Annotated in this window: 1 protein-coding gene; it reads left to right on the plus strand. The window is 66.7% G+C overall.

Annotation, left to right across the window (positions count from 1 at the left end):
• A partial coding sequence (locus AB7U92_RS25615) for a glutamate synthase central domain-containing protein (RefSeq protein ID WP_428583446.1) occupies positions 1-2,645 on the plus strand: 2,645 nt, incomplete at both ends.

Here is a 2,645-nt window from a genome sequence, read left to right on the forward strand (position 1 = left end):
CTCGAGCGCGCGGTGAAGGCCGAGGGCCAGGTGCTGCTCGGCTGGCGCGACGTGCCGGTCGACACCGAGATGCCGATGTCGCCCACCGTGCGCGCCAAGGAGCCGGTGATGCGCCAGATCTTCATCGGCCGCGGCCCCGACGTGATCGTGCCCGATGCGCTGGAGCGCAAGCTGTACGTGATCCGCAAGACGGCTTCCGCGGCGATCCAGCGCCTGAAGCTGACCCACAGCCGCGAGTACTACGTGCCCAGCATGAGCTGCCGCACGATCATCTACAAGGGCCTGCTGCTGGCCGACCAGGTCGGCAAGTACTTCAAGGACCTGCAGGATCCGCGCACGGTCTCGGCGCTCGCGCTGGTGCACCAGCGCTTCTCGACCAACACCTTCCCCGAGTGGCCGCTCGCGCACCCGTACCGCATGGTGGCGCACAACGGCGAGATCAACACCGTCAAGGGCAACTTCAACTGGATGCGCGCCCGCGAGGGCGTGATGAAGTCGCCCGTGCTCGGCGACGACCTGAAGAAGCTCTACCCGATCAGCTTCGAGGGCCAGAGCGACACTGCCACCTTCGACAACGCGCTCGAGCTGCTGACGATGTCGGGCTACCCGCTCGCGCATGCGGCGATGATGATGATCCCCGAGGCGTGGGAGCAGCACGAGCTGATGGACGAGCGCCGCCGCGCCTTCTACGAGTACCACGCCGCGATGCTGGAGCCGTGGGACGGCCCGGCCGCGATGGTGTTCACGGACGGCAAGCAGATCGGTGCCACGCTCGATCGCAATGGCCTGCGTCCGGCGCGCTACATCGTCACCGACGACGACCTGGTGGTGATGGCCTCCGAGTCCGGTGTGCTGCCCATTCCGGAGAACCGCATCGTGCGCAAGTGGCGCCTGCAGCCGGGCAAGATGTTCCTGATCGACTTCGAGCAGGGCCGCATCGTCGACGACGAGGAACTGAAGGCGCAGTTCGCCTCGGCCAAGCCGTATCGCCAGTGGATCGAGAGCGTGCGCGTCAAGCTCGAGGAGCTGCCCGCCGGCACGGACGCCCCGGCGTTCAAGGAATCGCTGCTCGACCGCCAGCAGGCCTTCGGCTACACGCAGGAAGACATCAAGTTCCTGCTCGCGCCGATGGCCACCGCCGGCGAGGAGGCGATCGGCTCGATGGGCAACGACTCGCCGCTGGCCGTGCTCTCCGACAAGAACAAGCCGCTGTACAACTACTTCAAGCAGCTGTTCGCACAGGTCACGAACCCGCCGATCGACCCGATCCGCGAGGCCATCGTGATGAGCCTGAACAGCTTCATCGGCCCGAAGCCGAACCTGCTGGACATCAACGCGGTGAACCCGCCGATGCGCCTCGAGGTGGGCCAGCCCATCCTCGACTTCGAGGCCATGGCGCGCCTGCGCCAGATCGAGAAGCACACCAGCGCGAAGTTCAAGACGCACGTGCTCGACATCACCTACCCGCTGGCCTGGGGCGACGAGGGCGTCGAGGCCAAGCTTGCTTCGCTGTGCGCGGAGGCGGTGGACGCCATCGCCACCGGCCACAACATCCTGATCATCAGCGACCGGGCGATGGACCGCGAGAACATCGCGATCCCGGCACTGCTGGCGCTGTCGGCCATCCACCAGCACCTGGTGCGCGAGGGCCTGCGCACCACCGCCGGCCTGGTCGTCGAGACCGGCTCGGCGCGCGAGGTGCACCACTTCGCCGTGCTCGCGGGCTACGGCGCCGAGGCCGTGCATCCGTACTTGGCGATGGAAACGCTGGCGGCGATGCACAAGGATCTGCCGGGCGAGCTGTCGGCCGAGAAGGCGATCTACAACTACGTGAAGGCGATCGGCAAGGGCCTGTCGAAGATCATGTCCAAGATGGGCGTGTCGACGTACATGAGCTACTGCGGCGCCCAGCTGTTCGAGGCCATCGGCCTGGACAAGCCGCTGGTGGAGAAGTATTTCCGCGGCACGGCCAGCCAGGTGGGCGGCATCGGCGTGTTCCAGGTCGCCGAGGAAGCCATCCGCATGCACCGCGCCGCCTTCGGCAGCGACCCGGTGCTGGAGGGCATGCTGGAGGCCGGCGGTGAGTACGCCTGGCGCGTGCGCGGCGAAGAGCACATGTGGACGCCTGATGCGATTGCCAAGCTTCAGCACAGCGTGCGCGGCAACCAGTTCGAGACCTACAAGGAATACGCACAGATCATCAACGACCAGTCGCAGCGCCACATGACGCTGCGCGGCCTGTTCGAGTTCAAGGTCGATCCGAGCAAGGCGATCCCGCTGGACGAGGTGGAGCCGGCGGCCGAGATCGTCAAGCGCTTCGCCACCGGCGCGATGTCGCTCGGCTCGATCTCCACCGAGGCGCACTCGACGCTGGCCATCGCGATGAACCGCATCGGCGGCAAGAGCAACACCGGCGAGGGCGGTGAGGATCCGGCGCGCTACCGCAACGAGCTCAAGGGCATCCCGATCGCCGACGGCACCAGGGTCAGCGAGGTGATCGGCGCCAAGGTGATCGAGGCCGACTACGTGATGAAGGCCGGCGACTCGCTGCGCTCGAAGATCAAGCAGGTGGCCTCCGGCCGCTTCGGCGTGACCACCGAGTACCTCGTCTCGGCCGATCAGATCCAGATCAAGATGGCCCAGGG

The organism is Piscinibacter sp. (assembly GCF_050175855.1).
Classification (GTDB): Bacteria; Pseudomonadota; Gammaproteobacteria; order Burkholderiales; family Burkholderiaceae_C; genus Piscinibacter.